Genomic DNA, 22,857 nt, shown 5'->3' on the forward strand with positions numbered 1-22,857 from the left:
GTGACGACCACCGGCCGTAACCGGCCCGGCCGGCCCGCCGGGAATTCCGACACCCGCGAGCGAATTCTGGCCAGCGCGCGAGAGTTGTTCGCGCGCAACGGAATCGACCGTACCTCGATACGGGCAATCGCCGCCAGGGCCGGCGTCGATTCCGCGTTGGTGCATCACTATTACGGCACCAAACAGCAGTTGTTCACCGCCGCCGTCGAGTTACCGATCGACCCCATGGTGGTGATCGAACAGATGCGACGCGTTCCGGTCGAGGAACTCGGGGTCCGACTGCCGTCGATATTGCTGCCGCTGTGGGATTCGGAACTGGGCACCAGCCTGATTGCGACCCTGCGATCGTTGATCTCCGGAGACGAGGTGGGTTTAGCACGCACTTTCCTGCAGGAGATCATCGGTGGGGAACTCGGCGCGCGCGTGGACAATCCACCGGGAACGGGCAAGATCCGCACGCAATTCGTCGCGTCGCAGCTGATGGGCGTGGTGATGGCTCGCCACATCGTCAAGGTGGAGCCTTTCGCATCCCTGCCGACCGATCAGATCGTGCAGATCATTGCGCCCAACCTGCAGCGTTACCTCACTGGGGATCTTCCGGAAGGCCTTGCGCCGTGAAGGCGGTGTGCTGCTGTTCGTCGACGTCGCGGGCCTCGTCGACCAGCAGCACCGGGATTCCGTCGTCGATGCGGTAGGCGCGCCGCAACCGGGGGTTGTAGAGGGTCTTGCCGCCCTCGACGAGCAGCAGCGGCCCCCGATCGGCCGGGCACACCAGGATCTGCAGCAGAGTGTCGTCAAGCATTGGCAGGTGCTCGCTTCCCACTGATCTCGGTCCGCGCGGCCGGTGTCAGGCGGCGGAACTCGCCGCTGCCCGCATCCAGGTACCAGGCCTGGCGACCCGACTTGGGGATGCCGGCGGCCCGCAGCGCACTCACCGTCGGGCGGTAGGTCGCACTGAGGTCGAACTTCGGCACCACGTGCACGATGTCGGGCCCCAGGCCCACCGGCATACCCGCGATCGCCTCGGTGAGATCGGCGGCGGTGATGGTCGCCCCCGGACGCAACGTCACCGCCGATACCGCCAGATGTCGATCTCCCACTGGGACACCGTAAGTCACCGCAAGGTCGACTGCACTGATGCAACCCAGCGCATCGGTGACCGGTTCGGCGTACACCATGCCGCGGGCTGTACGCACCACCGATCCGCGCCGGCCGGCCAGCCAATAATCACCGTCCTCATCGCGCCGGAACAGATACTCGGTGGAGATCCAGGTATCGGCAGGCGCAAAAACGCCGCGCTTGACCGACGCGGTGGGATCTATAGGCCCGCGGGACTGGGCGAGCAGCACCCCGATCTGGTTGGTCTCGGCGACTTGGACGAACCCGTCGTCGTTCTCCAGGATCAGATCCTGCTCAGCGTCATAGGCACCGAGTTCGACCCGCCCGGCACCCGGCAGCGGCCGGCCCTTGCTGCCCACCTTGGCCCCGGAGACGTTGGCCAGCACCGCCTGGCCGTCGGTGGTGGCGAAGAACTCGACGACATGGGCAGGGGCAAACGCGTCTTCGACCCGCTGCCACAACCCGGTGGGCATGCCGGACCCGATGAACAGCCGCACCGGATGGTTGCCGTGCAGCGCGAACTCCGGGTCGTCCACGACGTCGCGCAGCATGGCCCAGGTGTAGGACACCACGGTGACGCCGTACTGCCGGACCTCGGAGACGAACCGGTCCGGCCGGATGCCACGGGACAATGCGATGCGGGTACCCCCGACCACCGCGCCACCCAGGCTGACCAGCAGCGCGGACTCGTGATGCAACGGCGTCAGGCAGTACACGGTGTCCTTGCGGTCCAGCGCCGCCGTCGACGCCGTTCCGAATGCCGAGAGGGCCCATCGGAAATTCGTGATCTGCTTGGCGACCAGTTCGCCGCCGGCCGCGTTGAACGCGATGAACGCCTGGTCCCGCGCGAATCCCGGGTTGGGCCGGTACCAGGCCGGCAACTGCACCGCGTCGGGATCGATCTGCTCCATGTCGATCACGTCGGCGTCTTCAGCCAAGTGCAGATCCCGCGACTCACCGCCGCCCAGCACCAGGATCTGGCCCGGCAGTTGCCGGGCGGCCTCGAGGTTGCTGGGGTCGGTCAGGATCTCGCTGACTCCCCCGAGCCGCACCTGCGCGGCCAGATCGACATCCTGGCGCATCATGACGGCCACGGCACCCAGCCGGGACAGCGCGGCGATTGCGACCAGCGCGCTGGGCCGGGTCTCCATCAGCAGACCCACCCGGTCGCCCTGCCGCACCCCGACTTCGATCAACCCGCGGACGACGTTGTTGATGCGGCGGTTGACGGCCTCGTAGGTGTGCACCCGCCCGTCGAACAACAGGAATTCGCCCTGCGGGGCGTCCTGTGCTTGTTCATCGATGATGCGGCCCAACGAGATTCGGGTGTGATCGTTGAGCTGCCCCAGCCGCGCCAGCCGGGGCAGCGTCCGGACGGTCTCGACGGCCAAGGTGCGCATCGACCGGTTCGCCGCGACGACCGCGTCCGCCGCGCCGCGCGCCATCGCCAGCGCAGCCTCAGAGACCTCGCCCACCCCGTGGGCAAGACGCGAACTGAAGGCCACGCCACTGTCGGTGTGCTCGGCCGACTGTTCGACCATCAGACTGATGCTGCCCGGTTTGTCGCCACCACCGGACACCCAGCGCACCCATTCGGCAACGGTGGGCCAGCTCTGCTGAGCCGCCCGGGATCCCACCACCAGACCGAAATGTCCTGTCCTGATCAAACATTCGTAAACCTCGGTGTTGGGCGCGGCACGTCGGATGCCGCGCACCGAGGCCGGCTGGCCGATGTCGTCGACTTCACCGACGAACGCCAGAATCGGGACGGTGATGTCGGTGAGGGTCACCAGCTGACCGTTGATCGCAAACCCGCCGGTCATCATGCGGTTGTGCGCGATGAACTGCTTGAGCAGTTCGGAGATGGCCGGCCCCGACCAGGCGATCCAACCCTCGCGCTCGAGGAACCTGCGCTGTTGCTCCCGCGGCAGCAGAGCCTCACGGTCATGCAGCTGCCGGACGAAGTCCACCCGGGCCTTGGCGGTCTTGAGCGGATCCATCATCTGAAAACCGGTGCGCGCCATCCAACTTGGGATATTCAGACGGTTGAACACGTGATCGGCCATGAAATCGGCGACGCCAGGGGCCAGGTTCGCCGGAATCCCCATCGGCAGCGCGGCCAGCGTGTCCACCGGCGACCCGAACGCAACGATGCTGGCCAGATCCTTCGAGCGCCGGTAGGCGGCGACCTGGTAGCACCACATGCCGCCCTGCGAGTATCCGACCAGGTGCACGTCCTGCCCGGTGGCCTCCTTCACCGTGTCGATGGCCTGGCTGAGCGCAACGATGTGGTCGGCCAGATTGCGGCGCATGCCGCCCTCGACCTTGTCGGGGGATCCGAAATCGATGACCCAGCAATCCAGGCCACCGGCGTGCAGGATCCCGACGGCGCCGTCCTCGCGGGTGACGTCCCACATGTCCGCGGACATCATCATCGGGTGCACCATCAGGACCGGGGGGCCCACCTGCGGCTGACCGGGCCGATTGTCCGGCGGAAAGTACCGGCGGAGCTTGTACATCGGCACGCTCTCGACGACCTGCGACGGCGACGGGATGCTGCCTGTTTCCAGGCCGCCCAGTCGCAGAACCTCCAGACCGTTCTGCGCTGTGGCCACCAGACGCTCGACCGGTCGGGTGACCATCGACAAGTTGAGATCCACCGCTACTCCTGAATGCTCGCTGAGTTGGCCTTGACCAGCGTGGTCATCATGGCACATCGACCCGACAGTGTGGCCTGGGTCACTGCGCCGGTGCGCACGAGCCGGGCGCGCACCTCTCCCAAGCGCGCCCGTTCCGTCGCCTGCAGGGCCGCGACGTGCTATCAGATCGCGGATCTGTCGCGGGTGGCCGTCGGCAGCAGCGCTCGAATGGCGATGCCGGCGCGTTCCACCCACTACCGTCGTGCGGGTGGCGCACCTACTCGGAGCTGAGGCCGTGCACCTGGCGTATCCGACTCAGGTGATCTTCGACTCGCTCACCCTGGGGGTCAACGACGGGGCCCGCATCGGCATCGTCGGCCGCAACGGGGACGGGAAATCCAGTCTGCTGGGCCTGCTCACCGGCCAGATCCAACCCGACACCGGCCGGGTCACCCGCCGCAGCGGGCTACGGGTCAACGCGCTGAGCCAGGCCGACACCCTGGACCCGGCCAGCACCGTGGCCGCGACGCTTGTCGGCGACCAGCCCGAACACCAGTGGGCCGGTAACGCCCGCATCCGCGACGTGATGTCCGGGTTGGTATCCGACATCGATTGGGCAACAACGGTTTCCACCCTCAGCGGTGGTCAGCGCCGACGGGTGCAGCTGGCTCAGCTGCTGATCGGCGATTGGGATGTGATCGCGCTCGACGAGCCCACCAACCACCTCGATATCCAGGGCATCGCCTGGCTGGCCAACCATCTCGGACAACGCTGGGCACGGAACAGCGGCGGACTGTTACTGGTCACCCACGACCGCTGGTTCCTCGACGAAGTCGCCACCACCACATGGGAAGTGCACGACGGGACCGTCGAGCCGTTCGAAGGCGGCTACGCGGCGTATGTGTTGCAGCGCGTCGAGCGCGATCGGGTCGCGGCAACCGCGGAAGCCAAGCGGCAGAATCTGATGCGCAAGGAATTGGCCTGGCTGCGCCGGGGCGCCCCCGCGCGCACCTCGAAGCCGAAGTTCCGCATCGAAGCCGCCAATCAACTGATCGCCGACGTACCGCCGTTGCGCAACACCGTCGAATTGGCCAAGGTGGCGACAGCCCGGTTGGGCAAGGACGTCGTCGACCTGCTGGACGTGTCGGTCACCTTCGAGGGCCGGACGGTGTTGCGGGATGTCGAGTGGCGGATCGCGCCAGGCGAACGCACCGGCATCGTCGGGGCCAACGGCGCCGGAAAGTCGACGCTGCTGGGTTTGATCGCCGGGACTGTGCAACCGGATTCCGGACGCGTCAAACGCGGCAAGACGGTGCAGCTGGCGGTGCTGGATCAACGTGGTGACGAGCTCAAAGCGCTGGCCGAGGACCGGATCGCCGACGTGCTGGGTCGCCTGCAGACCGAATACCGGGTGGAGGGCCGTGACATGACTCCCACCCAACTGCTGGAGCGCCTCGGCTTCGGCCGCGGGCAACTGTCGGCGCGGGTCGGCGAGCTCTCCGGCGGCCAGCGACGCCGGCTGCAGCTGATGCTCACCTTGCTGTCGGAGCCGAATGTGCTGCTGCTGGACGAGCCCACCAACGACGTCGACACCGACATGCTGACCGCCACCGAGGACCTGCTCGACTCGTGGGCGGGCACTTTGATCGTCGTATCGCACGACCGCTACCTGCTCGAGCGCATCACCGACCAGCAATACGCCATCCTGGACGGCCGGTTGCGGCATCTGCCCGGCGGCATCGACGAATACCTACGGCTGGCCGAGGCGGCGCCGACCGGGCCCACCACGCCCGCGCCCGCACCGGCGGCCCAGGCCATGTCGGGCGCGCAACGCCGGACCGCGGAAAAAGAGCTGGCGTCCATCGACCGCCAACTCGCCCGTCTCGCCGACCGGATCGCCGCCAAGCACACCGAACTGGCCGAGCACGATCAGTCCGACCACGTCGCGATCGCGGCGCTGACCCACGAGTTGCGCAATCTCGAAGCCGAGGTGGCCTCCTTGGAGGGGCACTGGCTGGAGCTGTCGGAAGCACTGGAATGACGCTGATCTCCCATCTGCCCGGCGAAGTACTGCGCACGCTGTAGCGGCGCCGGGGTCCGGTGACCAACGGGATAGGGCCTGCAACCGTTGCCGGACCTGACCCATCGCCCGCCGCACGTGATGCGTCTGCAGTGCCGGACTACCGCAAATACGCTGCGCACCAATTCATTGCGCGTCAGCGTCAGCGCCAGCGCAGTAGGACGAGTTCGGAGCAGAATCCAGGACCCATCGCAAGCATCAATCCGGGGCTGCCGCTGGGCGGTCGCTTCTCGATGGTGTCGCGCAGGATGTGCAGGACCGAGGACGAGGACAGATTGCCGATTTCGCCAAGCGATCGCCATGTCAGCTCAAGCGCCTCAGGCGGCAGCTGCAAGGTGTCGGTGATCGCGTTGATGACCTTCGGCCCGCCCGGATGGCTGACCCAGGCACCGATGTCGTTCTTGGTCAGGTCGTGATCGGTGAGGAAACCGTCGACATCTGCGGCCAGGTACTGCTCGATCAGGTCGGTCAGATCCGGCGACAACCGCAGCTGCAGGCCAGCCGAACTCACGTCCCAGCCCATGATGTGCAGCGACTCCGGGTACATCCGGCTGCGGGAGTCGACGATGTCGGGGCCGGCGGGGTTCAGCTGTTCGGCGCGTCGGTCGCCTACGGCAACGACGGCGGCCGCCCCGTCGCCGAACAGCGCCGTCCCGACCAGGCCGGATACCGTCGGCTTGATGGCAGGGTAAGTGAGCGAACACAATTCGACCGAAATCAGCACGGCCACGTCGTCGGGCGCGCCCCGCAGATAGTCGTGCAGCCGGCCCACCCCTGCTGCCCCGGCCACACAACCCAGGCCGAACAGCGGCATCCGACGCACGTCAGGACGCAGACCCAGCCGCCCGGCGATGCGGGCATCCAGCGACGGGACAGCAACCCCGGTCACCGTGGTGGTGATGATCAGGTCGATGTCCTGCGGCTGTAACCCGGCCTCGTCGAGCGCGCCCATCAGCGCCTCGATACCGAGATCCACTGCCTTTTCGATGAAGATCTCGTTGGCGTCACCGAAGTCGGTCAGTGCCGGGTACTGGTCGAGCGGCAGCACGAAATGCCGGCCGTTGACCTTGGCCGCCGTGTGCAGACGCCGGACGATCTCCTCGTGCTCCTTGAGACCGGGGAACTCGACGAACAAATCGGTGGTCTCAGCCTGGGTGTATCGGTGTGGCGGTAATGCGCCGTACACGCCTGCGATGACGCTCATGCACCTGCCTCAATCAGTCTCAGTCAATCGATTGCCGGGTAGCCCGCCCCCGTAGCGTCCCGAAATGCCCAGTTTAGTGGGCCCTACCACGACTCCGCAAAGTATTGCGGTATTCGACACCTGTATTATTTGATCGCCGGATTACAGCCGTCCCGCATTATCTCACCGGGATTATCAATGACCTGCGTCAGAAATGGACCGGGTCATCTCGATTAATGCGTCCGGACTCAACGAGTCGATGTCTGTTTCGGCAGCCATCAGGTCTGAACTGGTTATTTGAGGATTACCGGAGAGAAGTAGGAGTTTGTCAAGCAACCCGGTTCGACGTAATTCCGAGATTGGAATATTTCGTAGCAGCGACCAGATCTTTTCGTCATCGGATTGTTTCTCCTGGTTTCCGAGTTCATGCAGGAGGTAGTCAGCAAGGGCAACTGGGGACGGATAGTCGAAAATGAGGGTCCGCGATAGCGGCAATCCCGCCAAGCTCGCCTCTGTTTTGAGGCGATTGCGCAGTTCGACACCGCTCATCGAGGTGAACCCCAGGTCCTGGAAAGCGCGTTGCGGATCGATGGCGTGCCGGTCGTGCAGACCCAGCACGACGGCGGCGTGCAGGCACACCACGTCGACCAGGAGGCGACGCTGCTCGGCGGGATCCTCGGTCGACAACTGTGCGGCGACCGGCGCGGCCACGTCGAGCGCTACGTTGCCACCGAGCCAGTGCCGTTGCCGCGCGAACGCGTAGGTGGGTAGGTCCACCGGCCGCGCGCCGAGCCCGTCGAAGACACGAACCCAGTCCACCGGCAACCCTGCGGCGAACAGCCGGCCCACCCCGGTGAGCAACGTGAGCACCTCGGAATGGCCCCGGATCAACGTCGCTGCCGAAACGTCGTGGTCCGCGGCCAAACCGGCGCCCGGACCGACCTCGATGAACACCTCGGCACCCAGAGCCACCGCCGTCTGCATCCCGTCGGCGAACCGAACCGGTTTACGTACGTGCTCGACCCAATACGACGCCGACCCGTATCCGGTGTCAGCCAACTGACCGGTTACGTTCGACACCAACTGAATTCGCGGCGGATGCGCCGACAGGCCGGTGAGCACCTGCGCGAAGTCCTCGATCATCGGTTCCATCAGGGCCGAATGGAACGCATGCGACACCGCCAAGCGGCGCACCCGTCGCCCTGCACCGGTCAACCGCTCCACCGCCGCACCCACGGCGGCCTCGGACCCGGACAGCACCACCGAATCCGGTGCGTTCACCGCCGCCAGGCTGACCTGCGCGCCCAACAAGGGCAGCACCTCCCCCTCGCCGGCGGCAACCGCGACCATCACCCCGCCGGTCGGAAGCCCCGCCATCAACCGGCCCCGGGCCGCCACCACCCGCGCCGCATCCGGCAACGACAGCACCCCGGCCTCGCAGGCCGCGGCGAGTTCCCCCACCGAGTGGCCCAGCACGGCATCGGCTGTGATGCCCCAACTGCGCAGGAGCGCGGTCAGCGCCAGCTGAACCGCGAACAGTCCCGGCTGAGCAAACTCGGTACCGTCCGTTAGATGCGCATCGTCACCCCAAAGCACCTGCCGCAGCGGCAAACTCAAGTGCGGTTCCAATGCGTCGACGGCACGGTCGAAGGCCGCGGCAAACGCCGGAAATCGTTGGTACAGTTCGCGGCCCATGCCCGGGTACTGCGCTCCCTGCCCCGGAAACACGAATACGACGCCGCCCAGTGAACGCGCGTGGCCGGTCACCGCGCCGCCGCCCGGCCCGCCGGCGACCAAACCCGCCAGCCCGGCCGCCAACTGGGCACGGTCATCGCCCACCAGCACTGCCCGATGTTCGAACACCGATCGCGTCGCCACCAACGACCAACCCACGTCGACGATGTCGGCCGCGTCGGCAAGTCCGCCCAATCGGGCGGCCTGACCTGCCAATGACTGCGCCGACCGCGCAGACAGCACCCAGGGAACGGTCACCCGCCCGCCCCGCTGGGCAGCGGGGTCCGGCACGGTGGGGGCCTGCTCGACAATGACGTGCGCGTTGGTGCCGCCCATTCCGAAGGATGACACGCCGGCCCGCCGGCACTCACCCTGCGGCCAGGGGGTCAGCGCGGTATTGACCTGAAGACCCAGCCGGTGCAGATCGGTGCCGGCGCTCTTGAAGTTGAGACTTGCTGGGAGACAAGCCGTTTCGACTGCGATGATCGTCTTGACCAGACCTGCTACGCCGGCCGCCGCACCGGTGTGGCCGATGTTGGTCTTGACCGAGCCGATGGGCAGCGGATGGTTCCGGCGCGCACCGAACACCTCACCAAGGGCTCGAGCCTCCACGGGATCCCCGACCGCGGTGCCGGTGCCGTGGGCTTCGACGTAGTCGAGATGGTCGGGCCGCAGGCCCGCGCCGGCCAGGGCGCGACGCATCACCTCGGCTTGTGCAGCGGCCGAAGGCACGGTCAGTCCGGAGGTGTCGCGGCCCGCGTTACCGACCGCGCTCCCCGCTATGATCGCGTGGATGCGGTTTCCGTCCGCGAGCGCGGCCGGCAACGGCTTCAGCAACACCAGTGCACCACCTTCGCCACGCACGTAACCGTCCGCCCGTTCGTCGAATGCGTAGGTGTGGCCGGATGGCGAGACAGCACCGAATTCGGTTTCCAGTCTTGCGATTTCGCCTGCCGTGTTCAGATGGACGCCGCCGGCGACCGCCATCGGGACCGCGCCGGCACGTAGATTTTCACAAGCCAGATGCACCGCCACCAACGACGACGACTGACCGCAGTCGACCGTCAGGCTGGGGCCGCACCACCCGTAGAAGTACGAGAGCCGGTTGGCGATCATCCCCCGGCTGATGCCGGCGAACGTGTGGTGGTCGACAGCGTCGGCGCGCAGCGTCAGCAATGCGTAGTCGTCGTTCATCGCGCCGAGATAAACCGCGATCGGGCCGCCCCGCAGGTGTTCCGGCACCAGGAACGCATCCTCGAACAGTTCCCAGCTCAGTTCCAGGGCCAGTCGCTGGCGCGGATCCATTGCAGCCGCTTCGCGGGGCGAAATGTTGAAAAATGCCGCGTCGAAATCGGCCACGGCATCGAGCGGGCGGCACACCTCCTGCCCGGTACTGACCAACCGCCAGAATTCACTCGGGCCGGCCGCGGCGGGGAATCGGCATGCCAGCCCGATGACGGCGATCGCGGTTGGCGCCATCAGAGGCCGAAGTCATCGTCGAAGATGGCGAACAACTCGCCGTCCCTGGCGATGTCGTTATCCCGGCCGGGCTTCGGCTCGGCTGCCGGTGCTGCGGTCAGCTCAGCGATCATCGCATGCAAGCGGCTGGTGACGTGGGTCTTTTCCGCCTCAGTCCACTCGGGCCGGTGGATCAGGGCATCGAGTTCGCGGGTGACGTCGTCGAAACGGCCCATCAGGTCGGGCTTCGCTGCGACAAGTGGCGCGCTGCCAACCAATTCACCGGCGAGATGTTCAGCCAGCGCGGCCGGCGTCGGGTAGTCGAAGATCAGGGTGGGCGACAGCGTCAACCCGGTGGCGGTTTTGAGGCGGTTGCGCAATTCGACGGCGGTCAGGGAGTCGAAGCCGAGTTCCTGGAACGCCTTGTGGGCATCGATGTCAACTGTGCTGGAATGACCCAACACCGTTGCGGCATTGCTCGATATGAAATCGGTGAGCTCGCGCTGCCGTTGCTCTGGTGCCAGGTCGTGGAGGCGGGCGAGCAAACCCGTTGCGGCTGCGGCGGTATCGGCCGCATCGACAACGCGCCGGGCACGGCGGGTGACCAAATCCTGCCAGAGAGGCGGCAGTTCGGCCACACCTACCAGTGCGGCGGTGTCCACCCGGGCAGCGATCACCAGTGCCCGATCGGTGAGCAGCGCCGCATCCAGCAGCGCCAGCGCCTGTTCGGTGGGCAGCGGCGACAATCCAGCCTGCCGCATCCGGGCCAGGTCTCGATCACCGAGGTGCCGGGTCATCGCGCTGGCCTGTTCCCAGAGCCCCCACGCGATGGACAGGCCGGGCAGACCCTGGTGGCGCCGGTAACCGGCCAGCGCGTCCAGGTAAGCGTTCGCGGCTGCATAGTTGCCCTGACCCGGACTGCCCGCGATTCCCGCCAGCGATGAAAACATCACGAACGCAGCAATGTTCGCGTCGCGGGTCAGCTCGTGCAGATTCCGGGCGCCGTCTACCTTGACCCGCAACACCGCGTCCAGCCGGTCCGCACTCAGTGACGTGATCACGGTGTCGTCGAGCACGCCGGCGGCATGGAAGACCCCTTTGAGTGGAAACTCGGCGGGAATCCGCGCCAGCAGACCGGCCAGTGCGGCCCGGTCGGTCACATCGCACTCGGCGGCCGCCACCCGCGTGCCGGCCCGCTGAAGTTCGCTGACCAGATCACTGACACCGTCGGCCGCCGCGCCGGAGCGACTCACCAACACCAGGTTGGCGACGCCGTACCGGTCGACCAGATGACGAGCCACCGCTGCGCCGGCCATCCCGGTGCCGCCGGTGATGAGCACGGTGCCCCCCGCCAGGGGCGACTGCGCTTCGGCCGGTCCGTCGGGTCTGGACGGAATGGTCAGCACCACCTTGCCGATATGGCGGGCCTGACTGACGAATCGGTACGCCTGCCGAGCACAGCGAACGTCGAAAGCTCTCACGGGCAGCGGTTTCACCGCTCCCGCCTGCAGCATTGCCAACACCTCGGCCAGCATTTCCGCGATGCGATCCGGACCGGCCTCCATCAGGTCGAACGACCGGTAGCTGACCGCCCCGTAGTGTTCGGCGACTGCTTCCGGGGAGCGCAGGTCGGTCTTACCCATCTCGATGAACCGCCCGCCCGGGGCCAGCAACCGCAACGAGGCGTCGGTGAAGTCACCGGCCAGGGAGTTGAGCACCACGTCGACCCCGGCGCCGTCGGTGGCTTTCAGGAATTGTGTCTCGAACTCCAGGCTGCGGGAATCGCCGATGTGGTCGTTGTCGAACCCCATGGCCCGCAACGTCTCCCACTTGCCCCGGCTGGCGGTGGCGAACACGTCACAACCCCAGTGCCGGGCCAACTGCACCGCTGCCATCCCCACCCCACCGGTGGCGGCGTGCACCAGGACCCGTTCGCCGGCTTTGAGTCCGGCAAGCACCGACAAGCCGTACAGCGCGGTCAGGAACACCACCGGTACACCGGCGGCCGTGTCCAACGACCAGCCGGCCGGAACGGCTGCCACCAAGCGCCGGTCAACCACCGCTTCGGGCGCCACCACGCCCAGCAGACCCAGCACCGCGTCGCCTTCGGATACGTCGGTCACCCCAGGCCCAACCTCGACGACGACCCCGGCGCCTTCGGCACCCAGCTGCCCGCCGCCCGGATACATGCCCAACGCCACCAACACATCCCGGAAGTTCACCCCCACCGCACCCACCGCGACACGCACCTGACCGGGACCCAGCTCCAGCGGCGCGCTGCGGCGCGCGACAACGTCATCCAGCGTGCCGCCGTCACCAACACTCAACTGCCACAACCCATCCGGCAACTGCACGTTGCCCGACGACTCGACCCGGGCCAGCCGCGCGCCGTACACCACGCCCGACCGCACCACCAGTTGCGGCTCCCCGTACCGCACCACGTCTTGCACGGGTATCGAGTCATCGGAATCCACCAGCACCACGCGGCTCGGATGCTCGGCCTGCGCAGCACGCACCAGGCCCCATACCGCCGCACCCGCCAGGTCGGTCACGGCCTCATTCGGCAACCCCACCGCACCGCGGGTCGACACGACGAGAAGACCGGATCCCGCGCGCAAGTGCGCCTGCACCGCTTCCAGCGCCCGATGCGTGGCCACCGACACCGCGCCGGGCTCGGACTGCCACACCATCACATCGCCGCGGAACTCGACGGCGTCGCTCTGCACGGGTGACCACCTGAGGTCCAGCAGGCCGGTGCCCGGAGCCAGACCCGACGAGATCGCCGCGGACAACGCGTCGGCAGACACCGGGCGGACCACCAACTCCCGCACCGACAACACCGGCAACCCCCCGGAGTCGGCCAGTTCCACCGACACCGACCCGGCCCCGGTCGGCGCGACGCGGACCCGCAACCTCGATGCACCCGCGGCGTGCAGCGACACATTCTGCCAGGAGAACGGCAACGCCAACCGCTCGCCGCCCTCGACCACTCCCCAGGCCTGCAGCGCGGCGTCCAGCAGGGCCGGGTGGAGTCCGAAACCGCCCACACTCAGGCCTCTGGGGGCGACGACCTCGGCGAAGATCTCGCGTCCGCGCCGCCATACCCGGCGCAGACCCTGGAACGCCGGGCCGTAGGCGTAGCCGCGAACGGCCAACTGCTCGTACACCCCGGACACGTCCACCGCCGCGGCACCGACCGGCGGCCACGCCGACAGGTCAGCACCCCCGCGGATACCACCCGGACCCAGCACCCCCTCGGCATGCAGGATCCACGAATCAGATTCGGGCGCAGCGGAATACACCCATACGCTCGGCCGCCGCGCATCGTCGGCGGGTCCGACCACCACTTGGATCCGCACCCCGCCGGGGGCCGGCAACCCCAACGGCGACAGCAGCGTCAACTCCTCCACCACCGGGGCGCCGGCCTGCTCTCCGGCCCGCAGGACAAGTTCCACGAAGCCGGCGCCCGGGAACAGCGGCACGCCACTGACGACATGGTCGGCCAGCCACCCCTGCACAGCTGGTGACAGCCAACCCGTCAGCACCACCCCGCCGACATCCGGTCGCGCCACCGCCGCGCCCAGCAGCGGATGACCCAGTCCGTCCAGCCCGGCGGCACCCAACTGGGCGGGCCCGGTTCCCAGGTCGGTCAACCAAAAGTGGCGTCGGTCAAAGCCGTAGGTAGGCAACGGCGTGCTGCGCGCCCCTAGACCGGTGAACGTTTCCCGCCAATCCACGCCGGCACCCGCGGTGAACAGTTGTCCCAGTGCGGTGAACAACGAGTCGATCTCCGGCCGGTTCTTGGCCAGCGTCACAGCCGGCAAGGCCGGATTGTCGAGGCACTGTTCGACCAGTCCGGCCAATCCCCCGCTGGGACCGACCTCGACGAACACCCCGGCGCCCAGCGTCTGCGCCAGCCGCACGCTGTCGGCGAACCGGACGGGTTTGCGCACGTGCTCGGCCCAATAGGCCGCCGTGCCGTACCCGGTAGCGGCGAGCCGGCCGGTCACGTTGGATATCAGCCTGATTCGCGGCTCACCGGCAGCCACGTCGGCCAGCGATGCCGAGAACTCCGGAATCATCGGCTCCATCAGTGCCGAGTGGAATGCATGCGACACGGCCAACGGGCGCGCGCGGCCCGTCAATCGACCCACCGCCGCACCGACTGCCGCCTGCCCACCCGAAAGCACCACCGATTCCGGGGCATTGACGGCGGCGATGCTGACCTCGTCGCCGAGTTGCTCCGCCGCTTCGGCCTCGCTGACCGTCACTGCCACCATCACCCCGCCGGCGGGCAGGCCGGCCATCAATCGGCCACGGACCGCGACCAGACGCGCTGCGTCCCCGAGCGACAGCACCCCCGCCACGTACGCGGCAGCCAGCTCGCCCACCGAATGACCCAGCACCAGGTCGGGCAGGACGCCCCAGGATTGCAGCAGGGCGGCCAGGGCCACTTCGACGGCGAACAAGGCCGGCTGCGCAAACTCGGTGCTTTCCAGCAGCGCCTCATCGGTACCCCAGACCACCTGGCGCAGCGGCACCCGCACATGATCATCCAACGCTGCGGCGACGTCGTCGAACACTCTGGCGTACAACGGGAACCGTTGATAGAGGCCGCGTCCCATCCCCAGGTATTGGGCGCCCTGACCGGGAAACACGAACGCCGTCTGGCCCACCGCGTGCGCGCGGCCCATCAGCACGCCCGGTGCCGGCTCCGCCGCGGCAACCCGTTCCAGGCCGGTCAGCAATTGAGCCCGGTCCGCGCCCACCACCACGGCACGATGCTCGAACAGCGATCGCGTACTGACCAACGACCAACCGACATCCAGCGCACTGTGGTCAGCACTGACATGCGCCAGCAACCGGCGCGCCTGGTTCGCCAGTGCCGCTGCCGAGCGGGCCGACAACACCCACGGCAGTACCCCGCTGAACGGCGGTGCCGCAACGTTTTCGGGTGTGTTCACCTCTTCGAGAATCACGTGCGCGTTGGTACCGCTGATACCGAACGACGAGACCCCGGCCCGCCGCGGGCGACCCGGGTCCGGCCACGGCCGCGCGTCGGTGAGCAGCGACACCGCACCCGCCGACCAATCCACATGCGGCGTCGGCACATCCACGTGCAACGTCTTGGGCATCACCCGGTGCTGAATGGCCAACATCATTTTGATCAGCCCGGCCACCCCCGCCGCAGCCGAGGTGTGACCGATGTTGGACTTGATCGAACCAAGCCACAGCGGCTCGCTGCGGTCCTGGCCGTAGGCCGCCAGAATCGCCTGCGCCTCAATCGGATCACCCAACGTGGTGCCGGTCCCGTGCCCCTCGACAATGTCCACCTCGGCTGCCGTCAGACCGGCGCCGGCCAGCGCCGCGCGAATGACGCGTTGTTGCGCGGGACCGTTCGGCGCCGTCAACCCGTTGGAGGCGCCGTCCTGATTGACCGCCGAGCCGCGCACCACCGCCAGTACCCGGTGCCCCGACTTCTGCGCGTCGGCCAACCGCTCGACCACGAGCACCCCGGCACCTTCGGACCACGACGTGCCGTCCGCCGCACCCGCGTAAGCCTTGCACCGGCCGTCGGCGGCAAGCGCCCGCTGCCGGCTGAACTCGACGAAAGCCGCCGGGGTGGCCATCACCGTCACCCCGCCCACCAGCGCCAGATCACACTCCCCCGCGCGCAACGACTGCACCGCCAGGTGCAGCGCCACCAGCGACGAGGAACACGCCGTGTCCACTGAGACCGCGGGACCCTCGAGGCCCAGTACGTACGCCACCCGCCCCGATGTCACGCTCAACGTCGAACCGGTCAGGCCGTAGCCTTCCAACTCGCCCTTGACCTCGCCGCCGTACCCGGCGTGGATCACCCCGGCGAACACTCCGGTCGACGTGCCGCGCAACGTGGCCGGGTCGATTCCGCTGCGTTCCAACGCTTCCCAGGACACCTCCAACATCAGTCGCTGCTGAGGGTCCATGGCCAGCGCTTCGTTGGGTCCGATGCCGAAGAAACCGGCGTCGAAGTCACCGGCATCGTGCAGGAAGCTGCCCCGGCGGGTGTAGGTCTTGCCGGGCTTGTCCGGATCCGGATCGTAGCGGTCGTCGATGTTCCAGCCCCGATCCCCGGGGAAGTCCGAGACGCCGTCGCGCCCGGCGATCAGCATGTCCCACAACGCTTCCGGCGAATCCACGCCGCCCGGATACCGGCACGCCATGCCCACCACAGCGACCGGTTCGGACAGCTTGCCCTCCAGTTCGGACAGCCGGCGCCGGGTACGTCGCAGATCGGCGGTGAGCCGCTTGAGGTAGTCCACGTGCTTGGAGGTGTCCTGCATCCCTGGGTCCATCGCCTAGGAGCCCAGCTCTTCGTCCAGGATGGCGAACAGTTCGTCCTCGCTGGCCGCGGCCAGGTCGTCATCGGTGGTCAGGTCGGCCAGGATCGCGTGCAGTCGGTGTGACAGCTGCGCCCTCTCGGTCGGCGTCCAGTCCGCTTGATTGACCAAGGCGTCCAATTCCCGGGTGATGTCGTTGAAGCGGCTCATCGGCTGAGCGTGCTCGGCGGGGGTCGTCAACCGCAGGTCGAGGTGCTCGGCCAGCGCACTGGGGCTGGGATAGTCGAAGATCAATGTGGGCGAAAGTGCAAGGCCGGTAGCCTTTTTCAGTCGATTGCGCAGTTCCACGGCGGTGAGCGAGTCGAACCCCAGGTCCTGGAATGCGCGCTGGGCGCTGATGTCGGCGATACTCGAACGGCCCAACACGGTGGCGGCGTTGCTACAGACCACATCGACGAGTTCGCGATGACGCTGATCGGCGTCGAGGCCACGCAGACGGGTAGCCAGACCCGTTGACGCTGAGCTGATTTCGGTGTCATCGACGACACGTCGGGTGGGGCGGCGGGCCAGATCGCGCAGCAATACCGGAGCCTCGTCGCCGAGTGCGGCGGCATCCAGGCGGGTGGCGACCAGGGTGCCGGCGGCACCGAGAGTCCTGGCGACCGCCATGTCGAACAACGCGAGCGCCTGCTCGGTGGACAGCGCGGCCAAACCTGCCCGGCTCATCCGGGTCCTGTCGCGGTCCCCCAGATGTCGCGTCATGGCGCTGGGCTGCTCCCAGAGCCCCCACGCGAGGGACAGACCCGGCAGTCCCTGCGCGCGCCGGTGTGCGATCAATCCGTCCAGGAAGCTGTTTGCCGCCGCGTAATTGGCCTGCCCCGGGGTGCCCAGGATACCGGCCATCGAGGAGAACACCGCAAAGACAGCCAGGTCGTGATCGCGGGTCAGTTCGTGCAGGTTCCATGCCCCGTCGACCTTGGCGCGCAGTACCGCGTCCAGCCGGTCCGGCGTCAACGCGGCGATCAACCCGTCGTCGAGAACTCCGGCGGCGTGAATCACGGCCGTGAGCGGAAACTTCTCGGGTACCTCGCCCAGCAAGGCGGCAACACTGTCACGGTCCGCCACGTCAACGGCCGCCACCGACACCTGGGCGCCGGCGTCCTGCAGCTGGCGCACCAACTCCGGAACACCGTGCGCCTCCAGTCCGGAACGGCTCGTGAGCAGCACGTGCGGCACCCGGTAGCGGGACACCACATGCCGCGCCAGCGCGGCGCCGGCCATCCCGGTACCACCGGTGATCAGCACGGTGCCGTTGGCTACCGCGTCGGCGGTCGCGCTGGTCGTGGTCAGCACCACCTTGCCGGTGTGCCGGGCCCGGCTCACATAGCGGTACGCCTGCCGCGCCGACCGCACGTCAAAGACCTTGACCGGCAACGGTGTCAAGGCTCCGGCGTCGAACAGCACCATCAGTTCGCTCAACATGTGCGCGGTGCGGTCCGGTCCCGCCTCGATCAAGTCGAACGCCCGGTAGCGAACCCCACGGTGGGCCAGTGCCTGCGCATCGCGAACATCGGTTTTGCCCATCTCCACGAAACGCCCGCCCTCGTTCAACAGCCGCAACGAGGCGTCGACGAACTCCCCGGCCAGCGAGTTGAGCACCAGATCGACGCCGGCACCGGCGGTGGCCTTCCGGAAATGTGTCTCGAACTCCAGGGTCCGGGAGTCGCCGATATGATCGTCGTCAAAACCCATCGCGCGCAACGTGTCCCACTTGCCGCGGCTGGCGGTCGCGAACACCTCCAGCCCCCACCACCGCGCCAACTGCACCGCGGCCATACCGACCCCACCGGTGGCCGCGTGCACCAGCACCCGCTCACCGGCCTGAGCCGAGCCCAACACCGACAATCCGTACCACGCAGTCAAAAACACCACCGGAACACCGGCCGCGGTCGCCATGGACCAGCCGTCCGGAACCGGCGTCACCAGCCGACGATCGACCACCGCTTCGGGACCCACCACGCCCAACAGGCCCGTCACCGCCTCACCGACAGCGAGATCGGAAACTCCCGCACCCACCTCGGTGACTGTTCCGGCACCCTCCACACCCAGCTCGCCACCGCCGGGATACATGCCCAGGGCCACCAGAACATCCCGGAAGTTCACTCCTACGGCATGCACCGCGACACGCACCTGCCCGGCACCGAGCGGTGCCGGCGCACACTGCGCAACCCGTACATCCTCGATCGTCCCCGCCGCACCGGTGACCAGGCGCCAGGAGGCCTCCGGCAACACCAGAGTCGACGGTGGACCGGCCGGCCTCAGCCGCGCGCGGTGGGCGGCTCCGCGGCGGATCACCAATTGCGTTTCGCCGCAACCGATCACCTTGCGCACATCGACCGTTCCGTCCGAGTCCACCAGCAGCAGCCGGCCGGGATGTTCGGCCTGCCCGGAACGGACCAAGCCCCACACCGCAGCGCCGGCCAGATCCGAGACGTCCTCGTCGTCCAACGCCACCGCCCCGTCGGTGAGCACGACGAGCACCCCGGGTTGGTCACCGGCCAACCACGCCTGCACCGCCGCCAGTGCGGCGTGCGTGGCCGCATACACCGCCTCCGGCAGCCCAGCAGCTCCGGATGGCAGCTGCCACAACGTCACCGGCGTATCGCACCCAGCGGCGGCGACCGGCGACCACTCGACCTGGAACAACCCGGCATCACCGGTCGCCGGCGACGGGTGTGCCGACAGCGGGCGGAAGACCAGATTTTCGACGGTCATGACGGCAAGCCCGGCCTGATCGGCCAGCTCCAGCGAGACCGAGTCGGTCTCGGTGCGGCTGATCCGGACCCGCAGCGCCGTGGCCCCCGCGGCGTGCAACGCCACCCCTTGCCAGACGAACGGCACCACCGTGCCGGCGTGCGCGTCGATGAGTCCGAGGGCATGCAGCGTCGCATCCAGGAGTGCCGGATGGATACCGAAACCCGTCGCGGTCAGCCCGGCATCGTCGGCGAGCGCGACTTCAGCGTAGAGATCGTCACCGGAGCGCCACACCGCCCGCAAGCCGCGAAACGCCGGACCATAGTCGTATCCCCGGGCAGCCAACCGCTGGTAGGCGTCACCCAGATCAATCGGCTGCGCGGCCGCGGGCGGCCACACCGCCATGCCTGCTTGCGGCACCGGCACACCGGCGCTCAGGATGCCCTCGGCGTGCAACGTCCACCCCGAATCCGACTGGGCGGACGAATAGATCGCGATCGAGCAGCGGCCCGAATGGTCCGGCGGACCGAGCACCACTTGGATCCGGGTGTCGCCGCGCAACCACAACGGCGCCGTCAGCGTGAGCTCTTCGACGACCGGACACCCGACCTGATCCCCGGCGCGGATGGCGAATTCGACGAGACCCGCGCCGGGAAACAGTGCCGAGCCGCTGACCGCGTGGTCGGCCAACCACGGTTGTGCAGTCAACGACAACAGGCCGGTCAGCGCCACGCCGGCGGAATCGGGCCTTTCCACCACCGCACCAAGCAGCCCGTGCCCGGCGCCGAGCAAACCGTCGCGACGCACATCCCGGGTAGCGGACTCAGCCAGCCAGAACCGTCGTCGCGCAAACCCATATGTCGGCAATGCCACCGGACGGGCTCCCGCGAACGCCTGCCGCCAATCCACCGCCACACCCGACACGTGGGCTTGGGCGGCCGACAGCCAGAACCGAAGCAGCCCACCATCGTCGCGACCCAACGTCGGGACCACCACCGGATGGTGCGCCTGCACCGTGTCCTCGACGGCGCCGAGAAGTGCCGGGTGCGGGCTGCATTCGATGAACACCTGGTAGCCGGCATCGGCTGCGGCGCTCACGGCACGCTCGAATTGCACTGGCTGCCTGATACTTCGATACCAGTAATCGGCGTCCAACCCGGCGGTGTCGGAAAGTTCGCCGGTCGCCGTGGAGAAGAAAGCCACCGGACTGGACCGGGGCTGGATTGATCTGAGTCCCGCAGTGAGATCGGCGCGGATCGCCTCGACCTGGGCAGAGTGCGAGGCGTAGTCGACGTCGATTCGCCGGGCCCGAATGCCGGCGGCATCGCACTGGCGAAGCAGTTCCTCGATGCAGGCCACCTCGCCGGACACGACCACCACCGAAACTCCGTTCACCGCGGCAATACTCATCCGCCCGGCCCACCGAGCCACCAGCCGCTCAGCTTCAGCCGGCCCGACGGCGACCGATGCCATGGCACCGGACCCGGCCAGCCGCACCAGCAAACGACTGCGCAGCGCCACCACCAGCGCCGCATCCGGCAGCGAAAGCGCCCCCGCCACACAGGCCGCGGCGATCTCGCCCTGCGAATGTCCGATCACCGCGTCGGGTTTCACCCCCAGCGAACGCCACAGTTCGGCCAGCGACACCATCACCGCCCACAGTGCGGGCTGCACCACATCCACCCGATCCAACCCGGGCGCCCCGGGCGCGGCCCGGATCACGTCGAGCAGGGACCACTCGACATGCTTTCGCAGCGCCTGCTCACACCGCTGTAGCTGTGCGGCGAAAACCGCCGAGCTGTCGAGCAATTCGGCACCCATGCCGGCCCACTGCGACCCCTGGCCGGGAAACACGAACACCGTCTTGCCCACCGGGCGGGCCTGGCCGACCACCACGCCGGAACCGGGGTCACCGGCAGCCAACCCGGCCAGCCCGTCCATCAGCTGCCTACGGTCGGCACCGACCACGACCGCCCGGTGCTCGAACAGCGATCGCGTGGTGACCAACGACCAACCCACGTCGGGCGCACTCACATCGTCGTCGCCGCCCACCCAGGCCAGCAATCGTGCCGCCTGGTTGCGTAAGGCCTGAGCGGAGCGCGCCGACAGCAGCCATGGAGCCGAACCACGAGATGGCACAGAGCTTTCCACGTCTCGGTTCGTGTCAGGAACTGATTCCAGGATCACGTGGGCGTTGGTCCCGCTGATCCCGAACGACGACACCGCGGACCGGCGTGGCCGCCCGGACTCGGGCCATGCCCGCGCCTCGGTCAACAGTGACACCGCGCCCGCAGACCAATCCACATGCGGCGTCGGCACATCCACATGCAATGTCTTGGGCAGCACGCCGTTCCGCATCGCCATCGTCATCTTGATGACGCCGGCCACCCCGGCCGCCGCCGACGTGTGGCCCATGTTCGATTTGATAGAACCCAGCCACAGCGGCTCGGCACGACCTTTTCCGTAAGTAGCCAGAATCGCCTGTGCCTCAATGGGATCCCCGAGCATGGTGCCGGTCCCGTGGCCTTCGACAACATCCACGTCAGCCGGGGACAGGCGGGCGCTGGCCAATGCCGCCCGAATGACCCGCTGCTGGGAGGGACCGTTCGGGGTGGCCAGACCGTTGGAAGCGCCGTCCTGGTTGACCGCCGAGCCCCGCACCACCGACAACACCCGGTGTCCCAACCGCCGCGCATCCGCGAGCCGCTCCACGACCAGGGCGCCGGCGCCCTCGGCGAACGCCGTCCCGTCCGCAGCACCGGCGTACGCCTTGCATCGACCGTCCGGCGAAAGCGCCCGCTGCCGACTGAATTCGATGAACATGGCGGGCGTAGCCATCACGGTCACCCCGCCGACCAGCGCCAGGTCACACTCCCCCGAGCGCAACGACTGCACCGCCAGATGCAGCGCCACCAACGACGACGAGCACGCGGTATCCACCGACACCGCCGGACCTTCCAGCCCCAGCACGTAGGCGACCCGGCCGGAGGCCACGCTCAAGGTCGAACCACGCAACCCGTAACGCTCCAACTCTGCGGGCACCCGGCCCTGACCACCGTAGGAACCGTGGAACACGCCGGCGAACACCCCGGTCGACGAACCCCGTAGCGAGAGCGGGTCAATCTCCGCTCGCTCCAACGCTTCCCAGCACACCTCCAGCAACAACCGCTGCTGCGGGTCCATCGCGAGCACCTCGCTGGGCGCGATCCCGAAGAACTCGGCGTCGAATCCCGCGACGTCGGCCAGGAAACCGCCGGATCGGGTGTAGGACTTGCCGGCAGCGTCCGGATCGGAATCGAACAATCCCGTCGTATCCCAGCCGCGGTCGGTCGGAAACGCTGAGATCACGTCGCGCCCGTCGGCCACCAGCTGCCACAGCGCCTCGGCTGAATCGACCCCGCCGGGATAGCGACAACCCATGCCCACCAACGCAATTGGTTCGGTGGCCCGAGCCAGGTAGTCGCGGTTCTCCCGCTTGAGTCGCTCGTTCTCCTTGAGGGACCGGCGGAGGGCCTCGATGAGCTCGTCTTGGGTACTGGTCATAAAACCGGCCGGTTGGGCGCCAAT

At 67.9% G+C, this 22,857-nt stretch carries 8 protein-coding genes; 2 read left to right on the forward strand and 6 right to left on the reverse strand.

Annotated features, from left to right (window positions below; genetic code table 11):
• Window positions 1-618, forward strand: a complete 618-nt coding sequence (locus tag AC5Y5Z_RS20040; protein WP_463825276.1) for a TetR/AcrR family transcriptional regulator — start codon at window positions 1-3, stop codon at window positions 616-618.
• On the opposite strand, the gene AC5Y5Z_RS20045 is transcribed toward AC5Y5Z_RS20040, so the two are convergent.
• Window positions 584-802, reverse strand: coding sequence for a Trm112 family protein (locus AC5Y5Z_RS20045; protein WP_463825275.1), 219 nt, complete (start codon window positions 800-802; stop codon window positions 584-586). The genes AC5Y5Z_RS20040 and AC5Y5Z_RS20045 overlap by 35 nt on opposite strands.
• Window positions 795-3,761: an acyl-CoA synthetase gene (locus tag AC5Y5Z_RS20050; protein WP_499927100.1), complete on the reverse strand. Its 2,967-nt coding sequence runs from the start codon at window positions 3,759-3,761 to the stop codon at window positions 795-797. The genes AC5Y5Z_RS20045 and AC5Y5Z_RS20050 overlap by 8 nt, the downstream gene beginning before the upstream one ends.
• A gap of 265 nt (window positions 3,762-4,026) precedes the next feature.
• Here AC5Y5Z_RS20050 and AC5Y5Z_RS20055 point away from each other — a divergent pair, with 265 nt between their 5' ends.
• The gene (locus AC5Y5Z_RS20055) at window positions 4,027-5,799 is read left to right on the forward strand and encodes an ABC-F family ATP-binding cassette domain-containing protein (RefSeq protein WP_463825273.1); all 1,773 of its coding nucleotides are present in this window, start codon (window positions 4,027-4,029) and stop codon (window positions 5,797-5,799) included.
• Between the two features lie 181 nt (window positions 5,800-5,980).
• On the opposite strand, the gene AC5Y5Z_RS20060 is transcribed toward AC5Y5Z_RS20055, so the two are convergent.
• From AC5Y5Z_RS20060 to AC5Y5Z_RS20075, 4 genes are all read right to left on the reverse strand, one after another.
• On the reverse strand, window positions 5,981-7,042 hold the full coding sequence (locus tag AC5Y5Z_RS20060; protein ID WP_463825272.1) for a type III polyketide synthase: 1,062 nt from the start codon (window positions 7,040-7,042) through the stop codon (window positions 5,981-5,983).
• Between the two features lie 174 nt (window positions 7,043-7,216).
• Window positions 7,217-10,234, reverse strand: coding sequence for a type I polyketide synthase (locus tag AC5Y5Z_RS20065; protein ID WP_499927072.1), 3,018 nt, complete (start codon window positions 10,232-10,234; stop codon window positions 7,217-7,219).
• Window positions 10,234-16,539, reverse strand: coding sequence for an SDR family NAD(P)-dependent oxidoreductase (locus AC5Y5Z_RS20070; RefSeq protein ID WP_499927074.1), 6,306 nt, complete (start codon window positions 16,537-16,539; stop codon window positions 10,234-10,236). Before AC5Y5Z_RS20070 ends, AC5Y5Z_RS20065 begins: the two co-directional genes overlap by 1 nt.
• A gap of 15 nt (window positions 16,540-16,554) precedes the next feature.
• Entirely contained in the window at window positions 16,555-22,833 is a 6,279-nt protein-coding gene (locus tag AC5Y5Z_RS20075; protein ID WP_499927076.1) for an SDR family NAD(P)-dependent oxidoreductase, read from the reverse strand.
• Between the last annotated feature and the right edge of the window lie 24 nt (window positions 22,834-22,857).

It is taken from the genome of Mycobacterium sp. NGS29 (assembly GCF_059812965.1).